The sequence below is a fragment of the Ruegeria sp. BH6 genome (assembly GCF_056538105.1).
Genome location: NZ_JBQFSR010000001.1, coordinates 660,570 through 684,894, shown reverse-complemented (window position 1 = coordinate 684,894; position 24,325 = coordinate 660,570). Strand labels below are relative to the sequence as shown.

The 24,325-nt window shown below is 58.3% G+C and carries 21 protein-coding genes; 12 read left to right on the top strand and 9 right to left on the bottom strand.

What is annotated here, in order from left to right:
• Together mprF and ACR0B8_RS03420 are read right to left on the bottom strand one after the other, a co-directional pair.
• The gene (gene mprF / locus ACR0B8_RS03425; protein WP_480657739.1) at positions 1 to 2,610 is read right to left on the bottom strand and encodes a bifunctional lysylphosphatidylglycerol flippase/synthetase MprF; all 2,610 of its coding nucleotides are present in this window, start codon (positions 2,608 to 2,610) and stop codon (positions 1 to 3) included.
• 102 nt (positions 2,611 to 2,712) lie between these two features.
• Positions 2,713 to 3,141 (bottom strand): Lrp/AsnC family transcriptional regulator, encoded by a 429-nt coding sequence (locus ACR0B8_RS03420; RefSeq protein ID WP_058280995.1) that lies wholly within the window; start codon positions 3,139 to 3,141, stop codon positions 2,713 to 2,715.
• Positions 3,142 to 3,227: 86 nt separating this feature from the next.
• Between ACR0B8_RS03420 and rocF the strand changes: the two genes are divergently transcribed.
• From rocF to ACR0B8_RS03405, 3 genes are read left to right on the top strand one after another with little or no spacing between them, the layout of a single operon-like run.
• Positions 3,228 to 4,148 carry an arginase gene (gene rocF / locus ACR0B8_RS03415; protein ID WP_170358057.1) on the top strand — a complete coding sequence of 307 codons (921 nt, stop codon included), beginning with the start codon at positions 3,228 to 3,230 and terminating at the stop codon, positions 4,146 to 4,148.
• Positions 4,148 to 5,068 (top strand): citrulline utilization hydrolase CtlX, encoded by a 921-nt coding sequence (gene ctlX / locus ACR0B8_RS03410; RefSeq protein WP_170358055.1) that lies wholly within the window; start codon positions 4,148 to 4,150, stop codon positions 5,066 to 5,068. The genes rocF and ctlX overlap by 1 nt, the downstream gene beginning before the upstream one ends.
• 9 nt (positions 5,069 to 5,077) lie before the next feature.
• Positions 5,078 to 6,118, top strand: a complete 1,041-nt coding sequence (locus tag ACR0B8_RS03405; protein ID WP_170358053.1) for an ornithine cyclodeaminase — start codon at positions 5,078 to 5,080, stop codon at positions 6,116 to 6,118.
• Positions 6,119 to 6,170: 52 nt separating this feature from the next.
• Here the strand turns inward: ACR0B8_RS03405 and ACR0B8_RS03400 are convergent, their stop codons facing one another.
• The 3 genes from ACR0B8_RS03400 to ACR0B8_RS03390 all read right to left on the bottom strand — a co-directional run bounded on the left by ACR0B8_RS03400 (position 6,171) and on the right by ACR0B8_RS03390 (position 9,287).
• Positions 6,171 to 7,574, bottom strand: coding sequence for a TRAP transporter large permease (locus ACR0B8_RS03400; protein WP_170358051.1), 1,404 nt, complete (start codon positions 7,572 to 7,574; stop codon positions 6,171 to 6,173).
• Between the two features lie 3 nt (positions 7,575 to 7,577).
• Positions 7,578 to 8,207, bottom strand: a complete 630-nt coding sequence (locus ACR0B8_RS03395) for a TRAP transporter small permease (protein WP_480657742.1) — start codon at positions 8,205 to 8,207, stop codon at positions 7,578 to 7,580.
• Between the two features lie 63 nt (positions 8,208 to 8,270).
• Complete coding sequence (locus ACR0B8_RS03390) at positions 8,271 to 9,287, bottom strand: C4-dicarboxylate TRAP transporter substrate-binding protein (protein ID WP_170359304.1); 1,017 nt, start codon at positions 9,285 to 9,287, stop codon at positions 8,271 to 8,273.
• Between the two features lie 417 nt (positions 9,288 to 9,704).
• On the opposite strand from ACR0B8_RS03390, the gene acs reads away from it, so the two are divergent.
• The 8 genes from acs to ACR0B8_RS03350 all read left to right on the top strand — a co-directional run bounded on the left by acs (position 9,705) and on the right by ACR0B8_RS03350 (position 19,118).
• Complete coding sequence (gene acs / locus ACR0B8_RS03385) at positions 9,705 to 11,669, top strand: acetate--CoA ligase (RefSeq protein ID WP_170348426.1); 1,965 nt, start codon at positions 9,705 to 9,707, stop codon at positions 11,667 to 11,669.
• Between the two features lie 7 nt (positions 11,670 to 11,676).
• Complete coding sequence (locus ACR0B8_RS03380; protein ID WP_170358047.1) at positions 11,677 to 12,360, top strand: adenylate kinase; 684 nt, start codon at positions 11,677 to 11,679, stop codon at positions 12,358 to 12,360.
• Between the two features lie 184 nt (positions 12,361 to 12,544).
• Positions 12,545 to 12,829 (top strand): DUF4212 domain-containing protein, encoded by a 285-nt coding sequence (locus tag ACR0B8_RS03375; protein WP_170348424.1) that lies wholly within the window; start codon positions 12,545 to 12,547, stop codon positions 12,827 to 12,829.
• A gap of 5 nt (positions 12,830 to 12,834) precedes the next feature.
• The gene (locus tag ACR0B8_RS03370; RefSeq protein WP_170358045.1) at positions 12,835 to 14,619 is read left to right on the top strand and encodes a sodium:solute symporter family protein; all 1,785 of its coding nucleotides are present in this window, start codon (positions 12,835 to 12,837) and stop codon (positions 14,617 to 14,619) included.
• A 109-nt stretch (positions 14,620 to 14,728) separates the two neighbouring features.
• Positions 14,729 to 16,552 (top strand): DUF294 nucleotidyltransferase-like domain-containing protein, encoded by a 1,824-nt coding sequence (locus ACR0B8_RS03365; RefSeq protein ID WP_170358043.1) that lies wholly within the window; start codon positions 14,729 to 14,731, stop codon positions 16,550 to 16,552.
• A 43-nt stretch (positions 16,553 to 16,595) separates the two neighbouring features.
• The gene (locus tag ACR0B8_RS03360) at positions 16,596 to 17,114 is read left to right on the top strand and encodes a hypothetical protein (protein ID WP_170348421.1); all 519 of its coding nucleotides are present in this window, start codon (positions 16,596 to 16,598) and stop codon (positions 17,112 to 17,114) included.
• Between the two features lies 1 nt (position 17,115).
• A complete protein-coding gene (locus tag ACR0B8_RS03355) occupies positions 17,116 to 18,528 on the top strand; it encodes a 3'-5' exonuclease (RefSeq protein WP_170348420.1) in 1,413 nt (470 codons plus the stop codon).
• 89 nt (positions 18,529 to 18,617) lie between these two features.
• The gene (locus ACR0B8_RS03350) at positions 18,618 to 19,118 is read left to right on the top strand and encodes a flavin reductase family protein (protein ID WP_226688564.1); all 501 of its coding nucleotides are present in this window, start codon (positions 18,618 to 18,620) and stop codon (positions 19,116 to 19,118) included.
• Positions 19,119 to 19,121: 3 nt separating this feature from the next.
• On the opposite strand, the gene ACR0B8_RS03345 is transcribed toward ACR0B8_RS03350, so the two are convergent.
• Genes ACR0B8_RS03345 through ACR0B8_RS03335 form a run of 3 tightly spaced genes read right to left on the bottom strand, consistent with a single transcriptional unit; the run spans position 19,122 to position 21,354 of the window.
• Entirely contained in the window at positions 19,122 to 19,601 is a 480-nt protein-coding gene (locus ACR0B8_RS03345) for a DUF6505 family protein (protein WP_170359302.1), read from the bottom strand.
• Positions 19,601 to 20,296: a biotin/lipoate--protein ligase family protein gene (locus tag ACR0B8_RS03340; protein WP_480657746.1), complete on the bottom strand. Its 696-nt coding sequence runs from the start codon at positions 20,294 to 20,296 to the stop codon at positions 19,601 to 19,603. The genes ACR0B8_RS03345 and ACR0B8_RS03340 overlap by 1 nt, the downstream gene beginning before the upstream one ends.
• Positions 20,293 to 21,354, bottom strand: a complete 1,062-nt coding sequence (locus ACR0B8_RS03335; RefSeq protein WP_480657748.1) for an Mrp/NBP35 family ATP-binding protein — start codon at positions 21,352 to 21,354, stop codon at positions 20,293 to 20,295. The genes ACR0B8_RS03340 and ACR0B8_RS03335 overlap by 4 nt, the downstream gene beginning before the upstream one ends.
• Positions 21,355 to 21,462: 108 nt before the next feature.
• Between ACR0B8_RS03335 and ACR0B8_RS03330 the strand changes: the two genes are divergently transcribed.
• Entirely contained in the window at positions 21,463 to 22,191 is a 729-nt protein-coding gene (locus ACR0B8_RS03330) for a c-type cytochrome (RefSeq protein WP_480657750.1), read from the top strand.
• Here ACR0B8_RS03330 and ACR0B8_RS03325 read toward each other — a convergent pair.
• On the bottom strand, positions 22,185 to 24,137 hold the full coding sequence (locus ACR0B8_RS03325; protein ID WP_480657752.1) for a 4Fe-4S binding protein: 1,953 nt from the start codon (positions 24,135 to 24,137) through the stop codon (positions 22,185 to 22,187). The genes ACR0B8_RS03330 and ACR0B8_RS03325 overlap by 7 nt on opposite strands.
• Between the last annotated feature and the right edge of the window lie 188 nt (positions 24,138 to 24,325).

Below are 24,325 nucleotides of genomic sequence, written 5' to 3'. Positions count from 1 at the left end.
CTATTTGGTCAATCCGCGCAGCCCGCCGGAAATCAGGATGTTCACTTCATACAGGATGCGCGGCGCTGCAAAACCGCCCGGGCTGGCCAGATAATTCGGGCTCCATTCCGGGTCGAACTTCTGCTTGAAGGATCGCAATCCTTCAAAGTGATAAAACTGTTCGCCATGCTCATAGACGAACCCGCCGACACGGTTCCAGAACGAAGCCAGTTGCCGGTTCTCGATCCCCGAAAACGGCGCCGCGCCCAGCGAGAACCAGTGGAACCCCTGCTCTGCTCCCCACGACATCATCTCGGCAAACAGCGCGTCCATAATGAAGTTCGAGCCGTCAGGTTCGTAACGCATCAAATCCAGCGACAGTTCAGATTTATGGCCGCCTTGGAACAGATTGGCAAAAGCCACGATCTTGCCTGTGTCCCCATTTCGCAGCACGGCAAAATCGAAATAGGACAGGTAGTCATCGTCGAACCCGCCAAGGGCAAATCCCTTTTCCTCACCCGCTTTATGCTCGAGCCAGTCGTCAGAAATTTTGCGTAGCTCCGGCAGGACCGGGGTCAGTTCTTCCTTCGGGATGATCTCGAACACATACCCTTCACGCTCGGCCCGGTTTTTGGCCTGACGGAACCGTTTCCGGGATTTGCCATCCAGCGAGAAATCTTGCAGCGGCACCCGCGCGACCTCACCGATTTTCAAGATGGACAGACCCAGATCCAGAAAGGTTGGCAGATATTTGGTAGAAACGCTGTAAAACGCACAGAGCTTGCCCTCGCGATCCGCCATTTCGCGCAGCTGCCAGATCAGTTGTTGACCGGCTTTTTCATCGCCAACCGGCTCTCCCTTGGTGATTAGAGCGTTGCCGGTGTCGGCATAAGCAAGAAACGCGGATTCATCGGGCGCGATCAGAAACTGCTTGTCACCGGTCAGTGAAATCTGCGCTTCGGTATCTTCGCTTTCCAATGCCAACCGTTCGACGGCAGGCGGTATTTCTGTGCGTACCGGTTCAGGGATTTCCCGCCCGAAGAGTGAGTTCACAGCCACCACACCGAGTATAACCGCTACCACCAGGCTGGAACGCAGGAACCGTGAGGCGTCGCCGCTCCACGCGAAATCCCACCACAGGGCGTTCTGGTATTCGACATGCGAATAGGCAAACAGCCCGATCCAGAAAATGACCGCCAACAGGGCCACTACGCTGACCAGCCACGGGATGTTCAGCCGAAAAATCGACGCGCCGCTGACCCGGTAAAACGCACCCCGGAATGTGGCCAGCACCGCGATTGAGGCCAGCATGCCGATCGCCTCGTGCGTATCCAACCCCTTGGTCAACGAGGCAACGAAACCGGCTACCATCAGCAACATCGCCACGATCCAGGCACGATAAAGTTTGCGGAACAAACCGCGCGAAATCAGGATCAGAAGAACACCTATTGCACTGCCTGCCAGATGTGAGGCTTCGACAAAGGACAAAGGCAGAAAATCTCGCAAAACACCAAGGCTTTGACTGCTGGACGGTAAGGCCCCGGACACCAACAGGATGATCCCGGCAACCGCAGTCACGCCTGCGGCAACCATCGGCACAATCGGCCGGATCGCGCGATAGACCCATGTGGCCGCGCCACTGATATGGTGGCGATGCGTCAGCGCCGAGGCCACAGCAATTGACACGCTGGCAATGACAAAAGGCAGAAATGTGTAGACCAGACGATACAGCAGCAAGGCCGCGATTACGTCAGACCGGCCAGAGGCACCCAAACCTGCAATCAATGTCGCCTCGAACGCGCCAATGCCGCCGGGCGCGTGACTTACGATCCCAACGGCAATAGCCCCGATAAAGATCGTGAAGAAATAGGGGTATCCGACCCCAAGGTCATCGGGCATCAGGGTATAAAGCACCATCGAAGCGCCAAACAGGTCCCCGATCGCGGCCAGCGTTAGCAAGCCTGCCAGTTTGCCGCCAGGCAGGTTGAACCCAAATCCGCCATAGGCCAACTTGCGCCCGCCCCGCGCGAGCCAGAGGAACAAGGCCACCAGCGCGGCCAGCAGGCACAGACCGATTATCGTCTCAGTCGTGTCGCTGATCGGCAGAACATTTGAAATACCATCGGGATGCAGGGTAAGCAGTATACCCAGCAACAGCACCAGCCCGGACCAGAACGCGATCCAAGAGGTTGCGATGACGCCGGCAACCCGGCTTAGGTCCAACCCAAGCGAGGCGTAGATGCGATAGCGGATCGCCGTTCCGGTAATGTAGGAAAAGCCAAGGCAGTTCGATACGGCATAGCCACTGGCTCCGGCCATGCCAGCTACGGTCAGGGGAACCTCTCCGTCCGCCACGCTTTGCACGGCCAGCACGTCGTACATGGACAAGGACAAAAAGCTGAAACAGGTCCAGCACAGGGCGATGAACATCAGTTTCCAGGATGTACTTGCCACATCCACCTTAACATCGGCCCATTTCACGTGCTGGGACAGTTCGTGCAGTACGACCAGCGCAATCAACGTCACCAGGATCGGAACCGCAATTCTGACCGCGGGCTTTTCAAGGAACCCGGTAACCCGCTCGGCCAGACGAACGGCCCAAAGCTCTTTGTCAGTCTCCTGCGTGGTCATGGTTCCCCCCGGCTCTGAGGCACTGCAACGATCCTGTGCGTGGATCGGCGACGCAGGGCAACATTGGCACAATTTCCTTGAACGTCAAAGCACTACAAGGGATCAGACCCGCCCTTTACGCGTGGACAGCAACAGATTGGTCTCGGACCGCGTTATCCCCTCCATCCGCCGGATCTGAAACAAGACCTCGTCCAGTTCCGCCAAAGTTTCGGTGCCGATCTCGGCAATCAGATCCCAACTGCCGTTGGTCGTATGCACGGCGCGCACTTGGCGCAGGGCCGCGATTCTGGCCATCGTGCGTTCGGTCCCGCGGCCTTCGATCTCAAGCATCATAAGGCCCCGCACCGGGCTTTCCGCCACATCCAAACGGGTCAGGACGGTAAAGCCCACAATCTCACCCGATTGTTTCAGACGCTGCAGGCGGCTGCGCACCGTGGTGCGGGTGACGCCCAGCGTCTCGGCCAGTTCAGACAGCGAGGCCCGCGCGTCCCGGTGCAGCGCATTCAGCAACCTACTGTCCAAATCGTCCATAGCCATTTCTCATTTCGCTTATTGAGGTTTCATTTTGAACATTTTGCTCTCTTTTCGCAACCCACCCTGCGGAACTAAACAAACATATGGACAACAAACACGTAATATTGGTCGGCGCCCCGATGGACGCTGGCAAGCGTCGTCAGGGCTGCCGTATGGGGCCTGACGCCTATCGAGTGGCCGGTCTGGATCAGGCTTTGGCCAATCTGGGTCATCAGGTTTCAGACATTGGCGATGTCCACCCGGACAGCACGGATGTGGCTGAGGACACACATCTGTTCGCCCTGCCCGAGGTTATCGGCTGGACCAACGCGCTAAGCCGTGCGGCGCAGGAAACTGCCCCCAAGGGTCTGCCGATCTTTATGGGTGGCGACCACGCGCTGTCGATGGGAACCGTCGCAGGGATGGCCGCCCATGCCCAGCAGATCGGACGCCCTCTGTTCGTGCTTTGGCTGGATGCCCATAGCGACTTTCACACCCCCGACAGCACTGGCAGCGGCAACCTGCACGGTACTCCTGTCGCCTATTTCACCGGCCAGGCGGGTTTTGATAATTTCCCAACCGTACCCGCACCAGTTCCAACAGATCGCGTGGGCATGATTGGCTTGCGCTCGGTCGATCCTGCCGAGCGCGCACGGCTTGAGGAAGATCACGCCATGCTGGCCGATATGCGCAGCATTGACGAACACGGTATCAAAGCCCCATTGAACGCGTTTCTTGATCGGGTCCGGGCGGAGAATGGCATCCTGCATGTCTCGCTGGATGTCGACTTTCTTGATCCCTCGATCGCCCCTGCCGTCGGCACCACCGTCCCCGGCGGCGCGACCGAACGCGAGGCGCATCTGGTGATGGAGCTGCTGCACGAAAGCGGCCATGTCTGCTCTTTGGATCTGGTCGAGTTGAACCCGTTTCTGGACGAACGCGGCCGTACCGCAAAACTGATGGTCGATCTGGCCGCCTCTTTGTTGGGCCGCCGCATCTTTGACCGCCCAACACGGAGCTTCTAATGCACTCATTGCAAGCCCCCCCTGCCGTCGTGATGATCCGGCCCCACGCGTTTGCTTCTAACCCTGAGACGCGCGACGACAACGCGTTTCAGACTTTGGCCAACCGCTCGGCCGCGGCCACCTCTGCTCAGGCGCGTGATGAACATGATCAGGCGGTCGCATTGCTGCGCGATGCGGGTGTAAAGGTTCATGTCTTCGACGATCACGGGGACCTCGACACACCCGACAGCGTATTTCCGAACAACTGGTTCTCGACCCATCCCGGCGGGCATGTGGCGATCTATCCGATGTTTGTACCGTCGCGCAGGCGGGAACGCCGCGCGGACGTCATTGAGATGCTGAAACAGGAATACCGTGTTCAGGACGTGATTGACTATTCCGGGCTTGAGCAGGACAAACTGGCGCTGGAAGGCACCGGAGCAATGGTTCTGGACCACGTCGGCCGCGTCGCTTACACAGTCAAATCCAACCGTGCCGATCCCGTTTTGTTGGAGCGTTTCTGCACCCATTTCAATTATGAGCCTATTGTGTTCGAAGCACATGATGCCGAAGGGCGAGATGTCTATCACACCAATGTTCTGATGGGCATCGGCAGCGAGTACGCACTGATCTGTCTGGACATGATCACCGATCCGGAACGGCGCGCGACCGTAAAAGCCCGGTTGGAAGAATCCGGTCGTACGGTCATTGACCTGACCCACGAACAGATCGCCGAATTTGCGGGCAACGCCATCGAACTCAGCGGTCGGGATGGCCTGGTTTTGGCGCTGTCGAGCCGGGCGCTTGCCGCCCTGACCCCGGATCAACTCGCAACAATCGAAGCCAGCGCAACGCCGCTGCCGCTGTCGGTTCCCACAATTGAAACTGCCGGTGGATCCGTGCGCTGTATGATTGCAGGCATCCACCTGTCCCGTCGATAGGAGACCCCAATGCAACCATCAGAAAAGGCGCTTGTGCCCTTTGTATCCGTCGACAACATGATGCGTCTGGTGCATCACGTCGGGCTTGAGAAGATGATCACCCAAATCGCGGCCCAGATCGACGCCGACTTCAAGCGTTGGGAGAGCTTCGACAAAACCCCACGCATCCCGGCCCACTCGCCGCATGGCGTGATCGAATTGATGCCCACCTCGGATGGTGAGGCCTACGGATTCAAATACGTGAACGGTCACCCCAAGAACACCTCCGAAGGGCTGCAGACCGTGACCGCTTTTGGCCTGCTGGCTGATGTCTACACCGGCTATCCCACCCTGCTGACCGAGATGACGATGCTGACCGCCCTGCGTACAGCCGCAACCTCGGCACTAGTGGGCAGTTATCTGGCGCCAAAATCTTCGTCGGTTATGGCCATGATCGGCAACGGCGCGCAATCAGAGTTCCAGTGCCTGGCTTTCAAGGCCATGTGCGGGATTGATACGGTTCGTTTGTATGACACCGATCCGAATGCCACCAAGAAATGTGCCGCGAACCTTCAAGGCAAAGGTCTGACAGTAGTGCCCTGCAAAACCGCCGAAGAGGCCATCGAAGGCGCACACATCATCACGACCTGCACCGCCGACAAGAAATACGCCACGATCCTGACTGACAACATGGTCGGCCCCGGCGTTCACATCAACGCCATCGGCGGAGACTGTCCCGGCAAAACCGAATTACATCGTGATATCCTGTTGCGGTCGGAAATCTTCGTGGAATACCCCGAGCAGACCCGTATCGAAGGCGAGATTCAGGCACTGGACGACACCCATCCGGTGACAGAAATGTGGCAGGTCATGACCGGCCAGGCCAAAGGGCGCAGCGATGATCGTCAAATTACTCTGTTCGACAGCGTCGGCTTTGCGATCGAGGATTTCTCGGCCCTCCGCTACATCAAGTACGCGATTGAGGACACTGATTTCTTTGAACCTTTGGACATGTTGGCCGATCCTGACGATCCGCGCGATCTATTTGGAATGCTGATGCGGGCAAGCTAAAGAACCCGCAAATGGCATTACCTCGCCCCCGGTTCATCACCGGGGGCTTTTTCTATCCGGCCAGTGACGGCAGGTAGAGGACGATGGCCGGGAACGCCACAAGCAACGCGATGGTAATCGCGTCGGCGATGAAGAACGGTGTCACGCCTTTGAAGACGTCCTGAACGCTCAGGTCCGGGCGCACGCCAGCGACGACAAAGCAATTCAGGCCAATCGGCGGCGTGATCAGGCAGAATTCGGCCATTTTCACAACCAGTATACCGAACCAGATCGCACACATCGGCCCCGACATGCCAAAGGCACTTTCAGCGGCGCTGACGGCTTCCCCACCGTTCAGAGCCATGACGGCCGGGTACACGACCGGTAGCGTCAGCAGCAGCATTCCGATGGCATCCATGAACATGCCCAACACCGCATAGGCCAGCAGGATGCAAATCAGGATCAGCATCGGCGACATCTCAAGCGAGGTGATCCAGTCCGAAAACGCGCCCGGCAGGTCGGCGAAACCAAGGAACCGCACGTAGATCAGCACGCCCCAGATGATCGAAAAGATCATCGCGGTCAGTTTGGCGGTTTCAAGCAACGCGGATTTCAGCTCGGTCCAGCGCATGCCGTGGAACAGGGCAAAACAGAAGACAATGAATGCGCCGATGGCACCACCCTCGGTTGGCGTGCCCCAGGCCTTTTCTCCGAACGGGTTATAGACAAAGCAGATGATGATCAGGATCACAGCCACAATCGGCAAGGCACCGGGCAAGGACGCAAAGCGCTGTTTCCATGTAAACCCCGTGACCGGAGGCCCAACGGATTTGAAAATCACCGCTATTCCCACAATAAGCAGGCCATAGATAACTGCCGAAAACGCCCCCGGGATGAACCCGGCCAACAGCAGCTTACCCACGTCCTGTTCAACGATGATGGCATAGATCACAAGAATGGCCGAAGGCGGGATCAACGAGGCCAGCGTACCCCCAGCAGCAACGACCCCAGCAGCGAATTGCTTGTTGTAACCGACTTTCAGCATCTCGGGGATGGCGATGCGGGCGAAAACCGCGGATGTGGCGACCGACGCGCCCGACACGGCGGCAAACCCGGCTGTCGCGAACACGGTCGAAACTGCCAGCCCACCCGGCACCCACGCCACCCAACGTTTGGCCGCCTCGAACAATGCCTTGGTCAGGCCCGCGTAATAGGCCAAGTATCCGATCAGGATAAAGGTTGGGATCAGGCTGAGCGTATGGGCAGCCACCTTGGAATGCGGCACCTGCCCGGCCGTTTTCACGGCAACTGTTAAGGCTTTGCCAAACCGGTCGGGGTCATATCCGAATTTGGCCCAGAAGATCCACACCAACCCGACCAACCCGGCAAGCCCAGCGGCAAAGGCGACCCGCATCCCTGTGACGACCAATACAAGCAGGCCACCTGTAACCCACAGACCAATATCTATTGTGTCCATGCGCTAGTCCTGCCCTTCGAATTGCTCGGCCTCGGCAGCGGCCTGCGCCGCCGCATCCTGGATCAACGGCACGGCCACCGGATGTTCGAGCCCCAGCACAAAAGCACGCCCATATCCCCAGACCTGCAACACCAGCCGCGCGCACAGGACCGAAAACGCCACGGGCGCCAGCAGCTTGGCAGGCCAAAGCGGAATGCCGATGTCAATTGAACTGTCACGGCTCCAGAGCGGTGCGCCAAAACCAAAAGAGCGGTCGAAATGGGACCAGCTGCCCCAGACCAGTGCCAGCATAAGCACAAGGATCAAAACTACCGAGATCAGTTCGAACAGCCACAGCGCCCGCCCGTGCAGACGCGCGATTACGATATCCATTCGGATATGACCGCCTTCGCGCTGCACGTATGAGATTCCAAGGAAGGCAATCAGCGGCATGGCCTGTTCGATCCAGTCCACATAACCGGGCAAAGGCGCGTTAATCGCGTTGCGGCCACTGACCGAAACCACCGCAAGCACCATAAGGCCAAAAACGGCCAGCCCGCTGATCAATGCCAAAAACTGCTCTAACCTCAAGAGCTGACGATCCAACCAACTGAGCCGACTACCGTCCTCAAGCACCGTGGCTTGTCCTGCCATTCCGGTGTTCCCCTGTTTTAGGATTGGTTTCCGGGTGCCCGGTCAGGCACCCGGATAGGGCAATCAGTTGCCGCCACGCTGCTGTTTCAGCGTCGCCTGAACCAGATCATAGAGGTCCTGCGCTGGCAGACCCTGTGCGGACATATCCGCAATCCACTGTTCACGGATCGGATCGGCTGCCTTAGCACGGAATTCTTCAAGAACGGCATCGTCGATCTCAACTTTTTCAACGCCCTTCTCAGACAAAACGCTATCCCACTGCTCAAGCAGCCCGCCGTAGTTCGCAAGGTAATGATCAATCGCCTCGTCGATCGAACTGTTCAGCGCCTCCTTGTGCTCCGCAGGCAGCGCTTCATAGGCTTCGATATTCACCACCACCGGGCAGTTGACCGTGCCGGGGTTCAGGTTCGCGGTCCACCAGTCGGCTTCATTGATGGTGCCGAAAGACAGGTGAGCGTGTTGGGCAAAGGCAACCGTGTCGACCACACCCGATTCCATCGCGTTGAACGCTTCTGTTGCCGGGACAGAGGTTGGCACACCGCCCACAGCCTCGAACGCCTGCCCCAGGCCACCAGTGGCACGTACACGCATCCCGTCAAAATCCGCCAATTCGTCGCGCGGATCACCAGTACCGACCAGATTGTACTGCGGCATTGGTGAGGTCATGATGATGCGCGCGTTCCATTGCGCCATCTCATCCTTAACGGCCGGGTGATCGTAGACCGCGTGGCTGACAGCCACTTCTTCGTCAAGATTGTTCACACCCAAAAACGGCAGCTCAAGCACTGTGATCGCGCGGTTCTTGTCGCGGTGATACCCGGCGCAGAACTGAGCCATTTCAAAAGCACCGATTTCAATCCCGTCCAGATTTTCCTTGGGCTTTGACAGGCCACCATAACTGACGTTGATGGTGAACTCGCCACCCGTCTTTTCACTCACCAGTTCGGCCAACTTTTCGACATGTTCAGTAAAGGCGCGCCGTTTACCCCAAACCGAGGCATTCCATTCGGTTGCAGCAGCCTCTGAGACGAATGCAACACCCAAGGCGGCGACGGCCGCGCCGCTCAACATCTTTTTCATCATGAATTCTCCCTTTTTTGCGCTTCTTGTGCAAGCGCTTGCGATCAAAGCTAGCGCCAACATTGATGTGTGCCAACCCCGGACAAATTCACCAAGCACCAGAAGACAGCGCTAACAACCAATAGGTGCATCCAAGATTCAAAAATTGCGGTTGATCATCTGCATCCACCAATCAAAATTTCATGACAATTACTAATTTGGTTTTATTTGTTTTTTTGAAATTCATAGTAGTTTTATTTACTATTATTTGCACACTAACAAAATTTCTTTACAAACAAATCTAAAGATATCGGTAATTTATTTAATTGTTTTCAGTTTCGCTTATTATTTGACGTGGGGAGGAAACGGGTCGACATCGCCCGTTCCGCGGGCAAGATTTGGCCCAGTGAAATAAAGTCCAGAGGGAGGAGCCTCAGAATGACAACCGCTGCTCAAGCAGATGCCAAGGTCTATCCGCCATCCGCAGAAACCGTTGCCCGCGCCCATGTCGATGCCGACGCATACACCCAGATGTACAACGCCTCGATCGAAAATCCTGTGGCGTTCTGGGATGAGCAAGGCAAGCGAGTAGATTGGATCAAACCGTATACACAAGTCAAAGATGTCAGCTATGATTTCGGCTCGGTTGGAATAAACTGGTATGCCGACGGCACACTGAATGTGGCAGCCAACTGTCTGGACCGCCATCTGAAAACACGCGGCGACCAGACCGCGATCATCTGGGAGCCGGATGACCCGAACGACGACGCCCAGCACATAACCTATGCCGAACTGCACCGCCGCACCTGCCGAATGGCCAATATTCTGGAATCTCTGGGCGTTCGCAAAGGTGACCGGGTGGTGATCTATCTGCCGATGATCCCCGAGGCAGCGTATGCGATGCTGGCCTGTGCGCGTATTGGCGCGATCCATTCCATCGTATTCGCGGGCTTTTCGCCGGACGCGCTGGCAGCGCGGATCAACGGCTGCGATGCCAAGGTGGTTATCACGGCGGATGAGGCCCCGCGCGGCGGTCGCAAGACCCCTCTTAAGTCCAATGCGGATGCCGCTCTGCTGCACTGTAAAGACACCGTGAAATGTCTGGTGGTCAAGCGCACCGGCGGCCAGACCACATGGGTTGACGGCCGCGATTTCGATTACAACGAAATGGCGCTTGAAGCGGATGACTATTGCGCGCCCGCCGAGATGAACGCCGAAGACCCTTTGTTCATCCTGTATACTTCCGGCTCAACCGGTCAGCCCAAAGGCGTGGTGCATACCACTGGTGGCTATCTGGTCTACGCAGCCATGACGCATCAGATCACCTTCGATTACCACGATGGCGACATCTATTGGTGTACCGCAGACGTAGGCTGGGTCACCGGCCACAGCTATATCGTCTATGGCCCGCTGGCCAATGGTGCGACGACCCTGATGTTCGAAGGCGTGCCGACCTACCCCGACGCTGGCCGTTTTTGGGAAGTCTGCGCCAAGCACAAGGTAAACCAGTTCTATACCGCCCCCACGGCGATCCGCGCATTGATGGGTCAGGGTACCGAATGGGTCGAAAAGCACGATCTGAGCGATCTGAAAGTGCTGGGCACCGTGGGTGAACCGATCAACCCCGAAGCGTGGAACTGGTATAACGAGGTTGTCGGCCAGGGCAATTGCCCCATCGTCGACACATGGTGGCAGACCGAAACCGGCGGTCACCTGATGACCCCCCTGCCCGGCGCACATGCGATGAAGCCCGGCTCGGCGATGAAGCCGTTCTTTGGAATTCAGCCTGTCGTTCTTGACCCGCAATCGGGTGTCGAAATCACAGGAAACGGGGTCGAGGGCGTGCTGTGCATCAAAGACAGCTGGCCCGGTCAGATGCGCACCGTCTGGGGCGATCACGAGCGGTTCGAGAAAACCTATTTCGCCGACTACAAAGGCTATTACTTCACGGGCGACGGTTGCCGCCGGGATGAGGATGGCGACTACTGGATCACTGGCCGCGTCGATGACGTGATCAACGTCTCGGGCCACCGTATGGGTACGGCCGAGGTAGAAAGCGCGCTGGTGGCGCACGCCGCCGTGGCCGAAGCCGCTGTTGTCGGTTATCCCCACGATATCAAAGGGCAAGGCATTTATTGCTATGTCACTCTGATGAACGATCGCGAGCCTTCGGATGAGCTTCTGAAAGAGCTGCGTACTTGGGTCCGCACAGAAATCGGCCCGATTGCCAGCCCCGATGTGATCCAGTGGGCCCCCGGCCTGCCCAAGACTCGTTCCGGCAAGATCATGCGCCGTATCCTGCGCAAGATCGCCGAAAACGACTTTGGCTCGCTGGGTGATACTTCGACCTTGGCCGATCCGTCGGTGGTCGAAGATCTGATCGAAAACCGCGCAAGTAAGTGAGGATGTGATGGACGCTGCCACGACCACCACCCCCGCCGTTCTGATCCTTCTCGGCCCTCCGGGCGCCGGGAAGGGCACGCAGGCGCGGATGCTCGAAGATACGTTCGGGCTTGTACAACTCAGCACCGGCGACCTGTTGCGCGCCGCCGTTGCCGCCAAGACCGAGGCCGGACTTGCTGCAAAGGCCGTTATGGAAGCTGGCGATCTGGTCAGCGACGAGATCGTCATCGCTATCTTGCGCGATCGGCTGGATGAACCGGACTGCGCCAAAGGCGTCATTCTGGACGGCTTCCCGCGCACGACCGTGCAGGCTGAGGCGCTGGACGGATTGCTGTCGGAAAACGGCCAGAAGATCAGCGCCGCAATCAGCCTTGAGGTCGAAGACGCCGAAATGGTCACCCGCATCTCGGGCCGTTATACCTGCGCAGGCTGCGGTGAAGGATTTCATGACACGTTCAAGGTCCCCGCGGTCGAGGGCAAATGCGACAAATGCGGCCATACCGAGTTCAAACGCCGCGCCGACGACAACGCCGAAACCGTTGCCTCGCGCCTTGCTGCCTATCACGCCCAAACCGCGCCGCTGATCACTTACTATGAATCCCACGGTGTTCTGCAACGCACTAACGCAATGGGCAAGATCGAAGACATCGCTAACGACCTCAAGAATATCGTGGGTCACGCGATGAGTTAAGGGGAGGAGAAAAGCCCCCCAAGGCTTTGATCCAACAAGAGAATACTTCAATGGACCCGCCTTGGCGGACCAGAGGAGTTTTGCCTGACATCATGCTGGTGCCAGGCACAATCGAGAAGCGGCCCAAGTCACTGGAGGAGTTGGGCACGGGCCGCCCAACGAGGAAGCGAAGGAGGAACCCGCAATGGCGGATCAATCAACAAACTCCGCGCAGGCTGCCGAGGCCGACAAGGGCTATTGGCAGGCCAACCTGCGTCTCATCTACATCAGCCTCGTGATCTGGGCGCTGGTGTCTTTTGGATTCGGCATTCTGCTGCGTCCGCTGCTGTCCGGTATCGCCGTTGGCGGCACCGATCTGGGCTTTTGGTTCGCTCAGCAGGGATCAATCCTGGTCTTTCTGGTGCTGATCTTCAACTACGCCTGGCGCATGAACAAGCTGGACGCCGAATACGGCGTGGATGAGGAGTAAACCCCATGGACCAGTTTACTATCAACCTGCTGTTTGTCGGCGCGTCCTTTGCGCTGTACATCGGCATCGCGATCTGGGCCCGGGCGGGTTCCACTTCGGAATTTTACGCCGCCGGTCGCGGCGTTCACCCGGTCACCAACGGTATGGCAACAGCGGCCGACTGGATGTCGGCGGCTTCGTTCATCTCGATGGCGGGTCTGATTGCCTTTACCGGCTATGACAACTCGACCTTCCTGATGGGGTGGACCGGTGGCTACGTGCTGCTGGCACTGTTGCTTGCGCCTTACTTGCGTAAATTCGGCAAATACACCGTATCGGAATTCATCGGCGACCGCTTCTACAGCCAGACCGCACGTATCGTTGCGGTGATCTGTCTGATCGTGGCCTCTGTGACTTACGTAATCGGTCAAATGACCGGCGTTGGCGTGGCCTTTGGCCGCTTCCTCGAGGTGTCCAACACATCCGGTCTGCTGATCGGTGCCTGTGTCGTGTTTGCTTACGCGGTGTTCGGAGGGATGAAGGGTGTGACCTATACTCAGGTCGCTCAGTACTGCGTGCTGATCACAGCCTATACCATCCCGGCAATCTTTATCTCGCTGCAGCTGACCGGCACGCCGATTCCGGCGCTGGGTCTTTTCAGTGATACCGCCAGTGGTGAGCCTCTGCTGACCAAGCTGGACGCAATCGTGACCGAGCTGGGCTTTGCCGACTACACAGCGCACCATTCGAACACGTTGAACATGGTGTTGTTCACGCTGTCGCTGATGATCGGTACTGCTGGTCTGCCGCACGTGATCATGCGCTTCTTCACCGTGCCTCGCGTGGCTGACGCCCGTTGGTCGGCCGGCTGGACGCTAGTCTTCATCGCGCTGCTGTATCTGACCGCCCCTGCGGTTGGCGCAATGGCCCGCCTGAACATCACCGACATGATGTGGCCCAATGGTGGCATCGAAGGTGGTGCTGTTTCGGTCGAGGAAATCGACACAGATCCGCGTTATGACTGGATGCAGACATGGCAGAAAACCGGGTTGCTGGATTGGGAAGACAAGAACGGCGACGGCAAAATCCAGTACTACAACGATCAAAATGCAGACATGCAGGTGCTTGCCGAAGAAAAAGGCTGGGTTGGTAACGAGTTGACCAAGTTCAACCGCGACATCCTGGTTTTGGCCAACCCCGAGATCGCCAACCTGCCGGGTTGGGTGATCGGTCTGGTCGCTGCCGGCGGTCTTGCGGCTGCTCTGTCGACCGCTGCGGGTCTATTGCTGGCGATCTCGTCGGCTGTGTCCCACGACCTTGTCAAAGGCGCGATCAACCCGCAGATCTCGGAAAAAGGAGAGCTTATGGCGGCGCGGATCGCAATGGCCGTGGCCATCGTTGTTGCAACCTATCTGGGTCTGAACCCACCGGGCTTTGCAGCGCAAACTGTGGCCTTGGCCTTCGGTCTGGCGGCAGCCTCGATCTTCCCGGCGCTGATGATGGGGATCTTCTCGACCCGCATCAACAACACCGGCGCGGTTGCTGGTATGCTGGCTGGTCTGACCGTGACCCTGGTCTACATCTTCCTGCACAAGGGCTGGCTGTTCATTCCGGGCACCAACTCGTTCACCGATGCTGATCCACTGCTGGGTCCGATCAAGTCGACCTCGTTCGGTGCAATCGGTGCGATGATCAACTTCGGTGTCGCCTACGTGGTCGCTGGTATGACCAAAGAGACCCCGCAGGAGATCGTGGAATTGGTCGAAAGCGTTCGCATTCCCCGTGGCGCTGGCGCAGCTCAGAATAAATGAGCATGATGCGGCATATGGATAACACCCGTGTGCCGCGTCTTTCGACCTACTGTTCCCGCCCGGCATTCCACCGGGCGGGATTTTTCAAATGGAAGCCCAGGATTGTCTGATGCCCCTGTCCCATGACCAGATCACCCGGTTTCTGAAATCCGTACACCCCTATGACGCCTTGCCGCCTGACACGCTGGACGATCTGGCCAACCAGATCGAGGTGTGGGAGGTCGATGAAGGGTTTCCCGTGTATGAGCTGGGCAACACCCTACCCGGCATATTTGTGATCTATGAAGGACAGGTTGAGATCACGGATGAAAACGGCGCTGTCGTTTCGCATCTGGGACTGCGCAATTCCTTTGGGGAACGTGGTCTTCTGAAGGACGGCAAAGCTGCAACCCATGCACATACGCATACGCCGTCCGTTCTGATGGTTCTGCCCCCCAACGTGGTGCGCGGGCTGATCGACGGCCATGATGTTGTCGCCAACTTCTTCAACCGTACGCGCGGGGAACGTGCCGGTCCGCAAAGCTTGGCCACCAGCGCGATTGACGTTTTGATGGCCCACAACCCGGCCACCTGTCCTCCGGACATGCAAGTTCAAAAAGCCGCGCGGGTGATGCGCGATCGCCATATCTCGTCTCTGTGCGTGACCCAAGACGACACGCTGCTGGGCATCGCAACGCTGCGGGACGTAGCCGGAAAATACGTGGCGGACAACATGCCCGAAACAACGCCCGTTTCAGCGATCATGACACCTGATCCCGTCACTCTTTCACCCTCCGATATCGGATCGGACGTGTTGCATGTGATGATGGAGCGCGGGATCGGCCATATCCCGATCTGTGAAGGCGGCAAGCTGGTCGGTATCGTCACGCAGACCGATCTGACCCACTATCAGGCCGTAAACTCGGCCGAACTGGTTCGGCGGATCGCTCATGCCAACTCTGCGGGTGAAATGGCACTGGTCACGGCTGAAATTCCTCAACTTCTGGTGCAGCTGGTGGCCAGCGGTAACCGGCATGAGATCGTTACCCGTCTGATCACCGACATCGCCGATACTGTGACCCGCCGTCTGCTGGCGCTGGCAGAAAAGAAATTGGGTCCGCCGCCCGTGCCTTATTTGTGGCTAGCCTGTGGTTCGCAAGGGCGGCAAGAGCAGACCGGCGTATCGGATCAGGACAATTGCCTGATGCTGGACGACAACATGTCTGACGGCGACATGGCCTATTTCAGAGAACTGGCAAAATATGTTTCGGACGGGTTGGACACTTGCGGGTATTTCTATTGCCCGGGCGACATGATGGCGACTAATCCCCGCTGGTGTCAGCCGGTGCGGGTATGGCGGGACTATTTCAACGGCTGGATCGCCAAACCGAACCCCGAGGCGCAAATGCTGGCCTCGGTCATGTTCGACCTGCGCCCCATCGGCGGCGCGTTCGAACTGTTCGAGGATCTGCAAGCCGACACGCTGGCTGCGGCCAACGCGAATTCGATCTTCGTGGCGCACATGATTTCCAATTCATTAAAGCACACGCCCCCGCTCGGCCTGTTACGAGGTTTTGCCACCATCCGTTCGGGCGAACATCGCAATACGCTTGATCTGAAACATAACGGCGTTGTGCCGGTGGTTGATCTGGCCCGCATCTACAGCCTTCAGGGTCAGTTGCCCGAGGCCAACACCCGCGCCCGCTTGAAAGCCGCCGAAGCGGCCCAGGTACTTAGCCCCTCGGGCGCGCGGGATATTCTGGACGCCTATGACTTGATCGCTGAAACACGGCTGGAACATCAGGTGAGGCTGGTCAAATCCGGCAAAAACCCCGACAACTATCTTCCACCATCGACTTTGTCTGACTTTGAGCGAAGTCATCTGCGAGACGCCTTTGTCGTCGTAAAAACAATGCAGTCGGCGGTGGGCCATGGCAAAGGTATGCTGAACTAGGCAGACCCAAACGGGCGCAAAAGCGTTAAACCAGGAGAAGAACATGTTTCTGGAACTGATCGGCACCATCTTTGCAGGGATCGCCTTTGCAGGTGTGGTGATGGGAGTGAACAAACTGACGGGTGGCCGCCTGCCCCGCTGGGCCGCTCCGGTCGCGGCTGGGTTGGGTATGATCGGCATGACCATCGCCAGCGAGTATTCCTGGTACGACCGAACCACTGAAACGCTGCCGGAAGAAATGGAAATCGTGCAAGAGGTTGAAAGCCGGGCCTTCTATCGCCCGTGGACCTATGCCGTACCGTTCGTCAATCGCTTTGCCGCGATCGACACCGCCTCGGTCCGCACCAACGAGCAGGTGCCGGATCAACGCCTTGTGGACATGTATTTCTTTGGTCGCTGGTCCCCGATCTCGAAACTGCCGGTGGCCGTTGACTGCGCCACCAACAGCCGTGCCAGCCTGGCCGATGGAGCCGAGTTCGGTGACGACGGCCAATTGCTCAATGCCGACTGGCTGACCGTCAACGCCGAGGACCCCATCGTCGAGGCCACCTGCGGAGTGTAACATGCTGACCCGGCTTAGCCTGCGCGTCCGAATTTTTCTGTTCTTCTGCTTGATGGCAGTGGGCGCGCTGGCCGTTAGCTCTGTGGCACTTTGGGTAAGCTATCTGCGTGTCGCTGATCCTGCGTTAGCAAGTGCTTTTATCCTGGCTGAAATCCTTATGGGTTTCGGCTTCATCGCCTTGATCATTGCCGTCTGGCTGCTGTTTGACGACAACGTGGCAAAGCCCATCGAACGTCTATCGGCCCAGCTGCGCGCCCGCGCACATGCGGGCGTCAGCACGGATATGGACATGCAGGCCGCGCGTTATCTGGGCGACCTGGCCCCAGCGGCCGCCGGGCTGGCGGATCAGCTGTCAGGCAAGACCATGGATGTGGCTCAGGCCGTGGCTGCTGAGACTGCGCATCTGTCTGCTGAAAAACAAAGACTGACGGCCCTGCTGACCGAGATTCCGGTGGCGATGGTGCTGGCCAGCCCCACCCACAAAATTGTGCTGTACGATGGGCAGGCCGCCGGAGTACTGGCCCAAATCGCCCATCCCCGCTTGAACGCCTCGCTTTACGAATACCTACAGCCCGTGCCACTGCAACAAGCCTATGAGAAACTGTCAAAATCCGGGCTTGAGGTCGATTGCACCCTGACCAGCATCGACGGCGCGCAAACCTATTCCGCCCGCATGAAGCCGCTGGGCGACGCGCCCGGCTATCTGCTGATATTCGACGAAAGCGCCGCTAATATCGCACCCGAGGCTGCGCGCCCACTGGTATACGACTTTGACTTACTGAACAGCGCGGTCGCGGGCGAATTCGAATCTCTCGCCCTTCGCGATCTTTGTTTTGTGGTGTTTGACACCGAAACCACGGGACTACTGCCGCACAAGGACGAAATCGTCCAGATCGGCGCGGTAAGGGTTGTGAATGGACGCATCGTTCAGGGCGAGCGGTTTGATATGTTGGTTGATCCGGGCATGCCGATCCCGCCGGCTTCGACCAAAGTTCATCATATCAGCGACCACATGGTTCAGGGCGCGCCGGATATTGCTGCGGCGGGGCGTACGTTCCACCAATTCGCGCGGGATGCGGTGATCGTGGCCCATAACGCGCCTTTCGACATGGCCTTTCTGCGGCGCCATGCCAAACGCATGGATGTCGACTGGGATCACCCAATCCTCGACACCGTTTTGCTATCTGCTGTTCTGTTCGGCGCCAGCGACAAGCACACCCTGGATGCGTTGTGTGACAGGTTAGAGATTGCCATTCCGCACGACCTGCGCCACACCGCCCTTGGCGACGCTGTCGCCACAGCGCAAGCGCTGGTCAAGATGCTGCCGATGCTGCAAGCCCGTGGCATGACAACCTTTGGCGCAGTCATCGAGGCAACCCGCCAACATGGCCGCCTGCTGGAAGATTTGAACTGAACGTCAAAATATTCGCTCAAGATTCAGCTTTTCATGGACAATTCCGGCAGACCGTGGCACCTGATGCGCGGCCACTGCACGAGCGGACAATGACTGTAAAGACCTTCACCCCAACTCCTGACCAAAGTACCGCTTTTCGCGAGGCGCTGGGGTGTTTCGGAACTGGTGTCACCGTCATCACAACGAACACCGAAAACGGACCGCGTGCGATAACCGTCAACTCGTTCTCATCGGTCTCGCTGGATCCGCCGTTGGTGCTGTGGTGCCTGGCAAAGGACTCGTTTCGGTTCAATTCCTTTAATGCCTGCCAACACTATTCCATTCACGTGATGGCACAGGAACAGCAGAATCAGGCACTGCAGTTCGCGCGTGATGGGTTGGATTTCTCGCACGTGGAATGGGATACGGATCACAAAGGCAGACCGCAACTGAACGAGTGTCTGGCCCGGTTCGATTGCCAATTACATGCCAAGCACGAGGCCGGGGATCACTTGATCTTGGTTGGTGAGGTCGAACATGTGATGTATCGCACAGGCAAAGGCCTGATTTTCAAACGCGGTCAGTTCGGCGGCTTCGCGGACCTGCTGTAATCTTCATTCATCAAGCGAACCGTGAACGGCCAGCGCCTCAAGCTGTGTTTCCTGTGGGGTGATAATACGGAACGCTTCGTGTACACCCGTGTCGGACAACTCGCGCGCGACCGTCAACAGCGTGTTCGGGGCGTGTTCTTCGCAAAGCTCACTCATATGGACGATTTCGGCCTGTGCCACACCCAAGGCCGCTTCGACTGAAGGCGCACCGTAAAATTGCACAAAATGCTCGGCTAGAGTTTGCACGATCTGGTCCAACTCGGCCTGTTCGATCTGGGTCACGGCGACAAATGTCACGCGCCCAAAGGTTTCGACGCCCAACCAACCGTTTGAAAACGCCTGCCGCGCCTTACCTTCCAGATCGGCCTCACCCCAGTTCGAGAATTCAAACCCGCCTGATATGCACCATTCCCCCGTCCGCGCCGGTGAATGGAACACGTTCATATCGCTTTCATCGAAATGGATCGCACGAGCCAGTTTCATCATCGGTTCTCCAATAGTTCGGTCAGCGGGCGTAAACGTGTTTCATCGCCGTCACGGATCAGCATACCGAACCGCTCATCGGTACCCAGAAACACGCCCGTCTCTCCGTAGGGCTCTCCGACGCCGCGCAGCAGCCCCATCCATTCGCCGTGCAAAGGGGCGTTGCCGTCCTCTTGCCAGCGATTGAGCCAGGTCAGCATATGCCGCGACCAGCTTTCAACCAGTTGTCCTGCTGAGACATCGGCGCACCCTTCGTCATACAGTGCGGTGACATCCGGCGTTTTCCCCGGATCATCCCCGGTTTGCAGCAACGCCAGTTCCCAACTGACCACCAGCCAATCGGGTTCTTGCCCGGGATCGCGGCCTGAGGCGGCGGTGCGGAACATTCCACACTTCGCCCCGTTCACGCAAATCAGTCCATCCCAGCCCAAATGCACGGCAACCTCGGGCGGAGCCAGCGCGCCCAGCGCGTTCTGAAACCCCACGGCGCACAAAGGCAGCATCGCCATAGCGTCCTGCAAAGGCACCTCGGGCGCAAAGACGATGGCAACGCGCAAGCGGTCGGCCTGAATGTTGTAAACCACCGTCCCCGCGTCGCAGCCCAGCGAGGCCATGGCTTGGGCGCGGTCGAACGGGTCTTCCCCGCCCTGCACAGGATGGCCCGTTAGCAAAGGCGGAAAGACCGGTAGGTTCATGCTTTACCCTTGGCGATCATATCGCGGGCGACTTTGCGGAATGCCTCAGCCTGCGGGCTGTCGGGTTTGCTGACCACGATGGGCGCGCCCCCGTCCGCAGCGACCCGGATATCCAGATGCAGGGGGATTTCACCCAGCAGCGGGACACCCAGCGCTTCGGCCTCGGATTTCACACCGCCGTGGCCGAACACGTGTTCCTCATGCCCGCAGTTGGAGCAGATATGGGTCGACATGTTTTCGATCATGCCGACGATAGGAGTCTTGAGCTGGTTGAACATGTCGATCCCTTTGCGGGCATCGATCAAGGCCACGTCCTGCGGGGTAGATACAACAATGGCACCGTCCACCTTGAACTTTTGGCTCAGCGTCAGTTGCACGTCACCGGTGCCTGGCGGCAAGTCCACGATCAGCACGTCCAAAGCGCCCCACTGAACCTGGCTCATCATCTGTTGCAGCGCGCCCATCAGCATTGGGCCGCGCCAGACAACCGCTTGCCCTTCATTGGTCATCAGACCCATCGACATCATGGTGACGCCGTGATTGCGCAGCGGCAGGATCGTCTTTCCGTCGGGGCTGGCCGGACGGCCCGAGACACCCAGCATCCGGGGCTGCGACGGGCCATAAACATCAGCGTCCAATAGACCGACACGACGACCCTCGGCCGCCAGCGCACAGGCAAGGTTGGCCGAAACGGTGGATTTACCTACCCCGCCTTTACCCGAGGCAATGGCGATTATCCGATCCACCCCCGGTACGGCCTGCGGGCCGGTTTGCGATGGCTTGGGTTTCGGTTTGAGATCTGGCGGAGCCTTTTCCGAATGCGCGGTCAGCAGAGCAGACACATTGGCCACACCGTCTGCCAACTTTGCGGCCTGCTCGGCGGCGGCACGAACGGGCTCCATTCGCTCGGCCTGTTTCGGATCAATCTCAAGTACGAACCGAACGGTGTCACCTTCGACATTCAGCGCGCGCACCACTCCGGCGCTGACGATATCCTGCCCGGATACAGGGTCAGTGATCTTTTTCAGGTTTGCCAGAACCGCGTCACGAACACTCATGCCATTACCCCTTTAATTCCACCCACGATGAGGTTGCGTTTCATTGCATGTGTCTCCGTCTCATTCAGTTCATTTGACGCAATCGGGACCAGACCGTTAGGTTGGGCCATGCGCTTTGTCCTTTTGTGCCTGAGCCTGACGCTCTCTGCCAGTCCCTCTTGGTCGCAGGAGGCCATTGGCCTTGCCGCCCCGACGGAAGTAACAGACTCTGGTCTGCTGCAACATATCCTTCCTCGCTTCTCTCTCAAGACCGGGGTACGCGTTATTGCGGATGACGGGGGCATTTTGGTGCTGGAAACATCCCCGCCGGGCGATCCAGTCTTTGCACGCGGCGGAGTGGTGTACCATCTACGGATCGAAGACAACGCCCGGCACGAACGGTTCCGCGACTGGCTGCTGTCCGATATCGGCAAGAATACGGTCGAAAGCTTTGTCCCTGACCAAGGGGCACCTTTCTCTGCGAGTTTCGAAGTAACGGCAACCCAGCAGGAAACCGTGATCGAAGGCGACGCTGCCCGGGGCGCGGAACTGTCGATGACCCATTGCGGCCGGTGTCATGTGATTGGGCCGCAGAACCGGATGAACGGTCTGGGCTCAACCCCATCATTCGCGGTGCTGCGATCGATGCCGGACTGGTCTGAACGGTTTGAGGCGTTCTTTGCCCTAAACCCTCATCCCGCCTTCACACAAATTGACGGGCTGACACCGCCGTTTGCCCCTGAACGCCCCTCGCCCATTCACCCGGTCGAGATGACGCTGGAAGAGCTGGAGGCCATTCTGGCGTTTGTTTCTGCCATCCAGGCTGCTGATTTGGGCGCACCGCTACAGCTTCAATGATCCTTTCGCTTTGAGAAATAATCCTCGGTCGTGACAACCTTGGGTCTTGGATTGGACTGGAACGGATTGTCTGATTGCTGAAACTGCGCGTTCACTCGGCAATTGTCACACATCTGGATCATCCGGGCCTTGTCCGAGGTGGCAAACATCGGATGCGTGCCAGACAGCTTTTCCATGATCCGTTCGACCGTAGATTTCACACCGAACAACGCACCGCATTCAACGCAGGCAAAGGGTTCTTCCTCATTCAGCACCTGCTGAGACAAGGCTGCGTCGCTCAGGTCCAGTTGCGGGACAAGGGTAATCGCATCCTCGGGGCAAACGCCCTTGCACAAGCCACATTGCAAACAGGCGTCCTGCTGAAAGTTCAGCTGCGGTTTGTCCGGGTTGTCAGCCAACGCACCTGACGGGCACAGCGACACGCAGCTGAGGCACAATGTACAGGCGTCCGTATTCACCGCCACCGCCCCGTACGGAGCATTTTCGGGTAATGATAAAGGTGTATCCGCCTGCGGATTCAACGCCTGTGCGGACAAGCGCGCGATTTGTCTGCGGTTGCCCAGCGGCAGCACCGGATCGGACAGCGGTGACGGAACATCCTGCGCATATAGCAGGTCTGCCATCGCATCGGGGTCGGCCTGATCAATCAAGGACAATCCATCTGGTCCTGCAATTGCCTGCGCCAGAACCAATTCACGATCCAGCGCGTCGCGTTCGGTGGTTGGGGCCAGAAGGATATCGACACGTGCGAACCCATGCGCCAATGCGGCCAGCATTTCGGCGTGGCCGAACCCCGAAATCACGTTTAACTCAAGCGGGATGACATCTGCGGGCAAGCCGCGCCCGAACCGGGCGGCCAGCCGGATCATCTCAGCCCCGTGGGCATCGTGGACCAACAAACGGGGCGACGTCCCCCCTGCCCGCCGATAGGTCCGCGCCAGAATGTGCATGCGTGACAACAGGGCAGAAACTGGCGGGTCCTCGTATGTGATTGCGGTCGATGGGCACACCGCCGCACATTCTCCGCATCCGGCGCAGACCATTGGGTCAATGGACACATGTTCCCCCGCCGGGACAATCGCACCCGTCGGACAGATATCCAGACAGTTGGTACAGGCGATCTGCTCGGCACGGGAATGGGCACACAGCGTTTCCTCGAGTCGCACGTAAAGCGGCTTTTCAAACGTGCCAACCAGTTGCACCGCCTCATAGGCCAACCGTTCCACGGCAAGCGGGTCCTTGGGATCTGCGCGCAAATAGCCTTCGCGCTTGGCCGGGACCTGCACGAACGCAGTGCCGCCGGTCAGGTCGATGATGATATCGCAGACCGAGTGCGCCCCATCGCGGGCCTCAGTCCAGGTAAACGCCCCACGACCGCCCGGCTTTAGCTGTTGCAAGGCGTCCAGCCGCAATGTGAACCCGCCCAGTGCGCCGTTCAGCGACTGAAGTTGGCCGCGCACCACGTCAAATGACCGCGAAACCGGCGACGCGTCATCGGTCACCAGCACCGTCACAGCCAAAGTGTCCGACAGCCGGGCCGCCAGATCAAAACTCACCTCACCTGCCCCGACAATGAAACAGGTGCCTTCGCTAAAGACGTCAACGCTGGGCGTGATGGGCTGAGGCAGCAGCGCCTCAGCCGCCAAAGCGGCCATCTTGGGGGTCGCATCGCTGCTCTGCTCTGACCAACCGGCGCGGTCACGCAAGTCGACAAACCCCGGCATGTCTATATTCAATTCGTCTGCAAGGTCCCGGAACACATCTTTCTCCTGCCCGCAGGCAATCACAGTATCCCCTTCCTGCATCAGGGACGCAGCGGTCTCCAACTCAGCCGTACACAGGGCCGTATGAACCTTTGAGCAAGCGATCCCACAAGCGGATGCGATTTTCTCGGCCTCCAGATCCTGCGTTCCGGCGCAATCGCATAGTATTAGTTTTGTGCCCATGGCATCCCCTCCCCATCTTGGTTTCAGCTTAGGGTGTCTTGGAAAAGTGGCAATGCCCCATGGCAAATCTTTCGGAATGGCCGGGTCTTCAATGCCTCTCGGGTTCGTAAACAATCGGTGATCAGATCATTAGCCCAGCAATTCAGACTTGGCACATGGTTGCTTTGTGTACCATAGTAGACCCAGGG

Coding starts and splice junctions, on each gene's coding strand:
- mprF (WP_480657739.1), bottom strand. CDS start 2,610: ATGACCACGCAGGAGACTGACAAAGAGCTTTGGGCCGTTCGTCTGGCC.
- ACR0B8_RS03420 (WP_058280995.1), bottom strand. CDS start 3,141: ATGGACGATTTGGACAGTAGGTTGCTGAATGCGCTGCACCGGGACGCG.
- rocF (WP_170358057.1), top strand. CDS start 3,228: ATGGACAACAAACACGTAATATTGGTCGGCGCCCCGATGGACGCTGGC.
- ctlX (WP_170358055.1), top strand. CDS start 4,148: ATGCACTCATTGCAAGCCCCCCCTGCCGTCGTGATGATCCGGCCCCAC.
- ACR0B8_RS03405 (WP_170358053.1), top strand. CDS start 5,078: ATGCAACCATCAGAAAAGGCGCTTGTGCCCTTTGTATCCGTCGACAAC.
- ACR0B8_RS03400 (WP_170358051.1), bottom strand. CDS start 7,574: ATGGACACAATAGATATTGGTCTGTGGGTTACAGGTGGCCTGCTTGTA.
- ACR0B8_RS03395 (WP_480657742.1), bottom strand. CDS start 8,207: ATGGCAGGACAAGCCACGGTGCTTGAGGACGGTAGTCGGCTCAGTTGG.
- ACR0B8_RS03390 (WP_170359304.1), bottom strand. CDS start 9,287: ATGAAAAAGATGTTGAGCGGCGCGGCCGTCGCCGCCTTGGGTGTTGCA.
- acs (WP_170348426.1), top strand. CDS start 9,705: ATGACAACCGCTGCTCAAGCAGATGCCAAGGTCTATCCGCCATCCGCA.
- ACR0B8_RS03380 (WP_170358047.1), top strand. CDS start 11,677: ATGGACGCTGCCACGACCACCACCCCCGCCGTTCTGATCCTTCTCGGC.
- ACR0B8_RS03375 (WP_170348424.1), top strand. CDS start 12,545: ATGGCGGATCAATCAACAAACTCCGCGCAGGCTGCCGAGGCCGACAAG.
- ACR0B8_RS03370 (WP_170358045.1), top strand. CDS start 12,835: ATGGACCAGTTTACTATCAACCTGCTGTTTGTCGGCGCGTCCTTTGCG.
- ACR0B8_RS03365 (WP_170358043.1), top strand. CDS start 14,729: ATGCCCCTGTCCCATGACCAGATCACCCGGTTTCTGAAATCCGTACAC.
- ACR0B8_RS03360 (WP_170348421.1), top strand. CDS start 16,596: ATGTTTCTGGAACTGATCGGCACCATCTTTGCAGGGATCGCCTTTGCA.
- ACR0B8_RS03355 (WP_170348420.1), top strand. CDS start 17,116: ATGCTGACCCGGCTTAGCCTGCGCGTCCGAATTTTTCTGTTCTTCTGC.
- ACR0B8_RS03350 (WP_226688564.1), top strand. CDS start 18,618: ATGACTGTAAAGACCTTCACCCCAACTCCTGACCAAAGTACCGCTTTT.
- ACR0B8_RS03345 (WP_170359302.1), bottom strand. CDS start 19,601: ATGAAACTGGCTCGTGCGATCCATTTCGATGAAAGCGATATGAACGTG.
- ACR0B8_RS03340 (WP_480657746.1), bottom strand. CDS start 20,296: ATGAACCTACCGGTCTTTCCGCCTTTGCTAACGGGCCATCCTGTGCAG.
- ACR0B8_RS03335 (WP_480657748.1), bottom strand. CDS start 21,354: ATGAGTGTTCGTGACGCGGTTCTGGCAAACCTGAAAAAGATCACTGAC.
- ACR0B8_RS03330 (WP_480657750.1), top strand. CDS start 21,463: ATGCGCTTTGTCCTTTTGTGCCTGAGCCTGACGCTCTCTGCCAGTCCC.
- ACR0B8_RS03325 (WP_480657752.1), bottom strand. CDS start 24,137: ATGGGCACAAAACTAATACTATGCGATTGCGCCGGAACGCAGGATCTG.